The 1,318-nt window shown below is 29.1% G+C and carries 1 protein-coding gene; it reads left to right on the top strand.

Going from position 1 to position 1,318, the window contains the following annotated elements; all coding sequences use genetic code 11:
- The first annotated feature begins 68 nt into the window (after window positions 1-68).
- Entirely contained in the window at window positions 69-1,091 is a 1,023-nt protein-coding gene (locus tag E2B99_RS14955; protein WP_240687833.1) for a hypothetical protein, read from the top strand.
- Window positions 1,092-1,318 lie beyond the last annotated feature (227 nt).

The following is a 1,318-nucleotide window of genomic DNA, read 5'->3' as shown; positions in this document are numbered from 1 at the left end:
TCGTATAACGTGCATTATGTTAATTTTAGACAAATCGCATAATTCTAATTTTTTATCTTAGGCCGTTAATGCAAAATCATTATTCCTCTTTAGAAGAAATTTCGAGTTTTGAATCTTTTGTGATAACAAGTCACATAAGTTCATATCACCATAAAATGATGTATGGTTTACCGAAAAATTTCAAAAAAATAGTTAAAAATGATAGTAAAGAAGCCTTCAAAATTAATGCTAAGGTTTACCATTCCACTGTTACGGGGAAGTCTTTAACTCAAAAATCATCCGAATTATTTGATGACATAGTTGATCATCCAGAAAAGCTAAAAGCAGAGTCTCAATTTATCAAACAACTCAAAAGTTTGAAACTATATCCAAATAAAGAATTTCCTATTTGGAATGAACATCTTGAACTATATAACACTCTAGAAAAAAATAACTTTTCTAAGGGAAACGTTGTAGAGATGTACCTATTTCTACAAGGTAACTTTGTTATTAATGACTATAAAAAGTTAATCAACTTAAATTTTCTCCAGCAGAGAGATTACAATATATTTTTAATATTATTTCACCTTGATTCGATACTTTTTAAGGATAACTTTCAGAATATCTCTATTTATAAGTATTTGATTATAGGTAAAATAAATGGAAAAAAGAAATCAATAAACCATCGTTTTTGGAATCTAGTTAAAGTTATCGCATGTATGGAATCCTACAAAAAAATAGGCATCTCTTATGACTTTTCTAAAGGGGTTCCAAAGGATGAAGATGGTTTTTCTTTGATAAATGAAGAACAAGCTGAACGTATCAAATATTCGGTAAGAAAATTGAAAGAAAAAAAAGAAGGAGCATTTTACTTAAGTCATCTTTATCAAATAGTTGGTGCGGAGAAATTACATCAAGACTTAAGTTGTTTTAATGGGTTCTCACTCACGGGCTTATGGTTAATCTATATATATTCCATAATTCTTATTAGACCTGAATCTATGATAAAAAATTTGGGTATTCAGGATTTAGATTCAATTTTCAATGTGTTCAGTACGAAATATAAATCAGAAGGCACAAATCAATGGCCTTCTGATCTATCAGATTACTAATTAATGGTTTTACTTACGTGGAGGATTATTTCCACGACCTTTACCAGATGGATTACCTGTTGTACTTGGAGCATTAACTGGTTTTGACATAACAATTTCCTTTTTTGGTTGTGTTTGGGTAGCACCATTATTGAAGAAGATTGTTATTAGATATATGCGAAAAAAACAAAATTTGTATGTATTTTAATCATTAACTTTCCCCATTTAACATAATGCACGTTATACGA

Origin of the sequence: Alkanindiges illinoisensis, from assembly GCF_004377485.1 — a bacterium.
GTDB lineage: Bacteria > Pseudomonadota > Gammaproteobacteria > Pseudomonadales > Moraxellaceae > Alkanindiges > Alkanindiges illinoisensis_A.
Note: the sequence above shows the minus strand (reverse complement) of the source record. Positions and strands in the feature narration are given on the sequence as shown.

Excerpts from the sequence above, each read along its gene's own strand:
- E2B99_RS14955 (WP_240687833.1), top strand. The coding sequence starts at position 69 with ATGCAAAATCATTATTCCTCTTTAGAAGAAATTTCGAGTTTTGAATCT.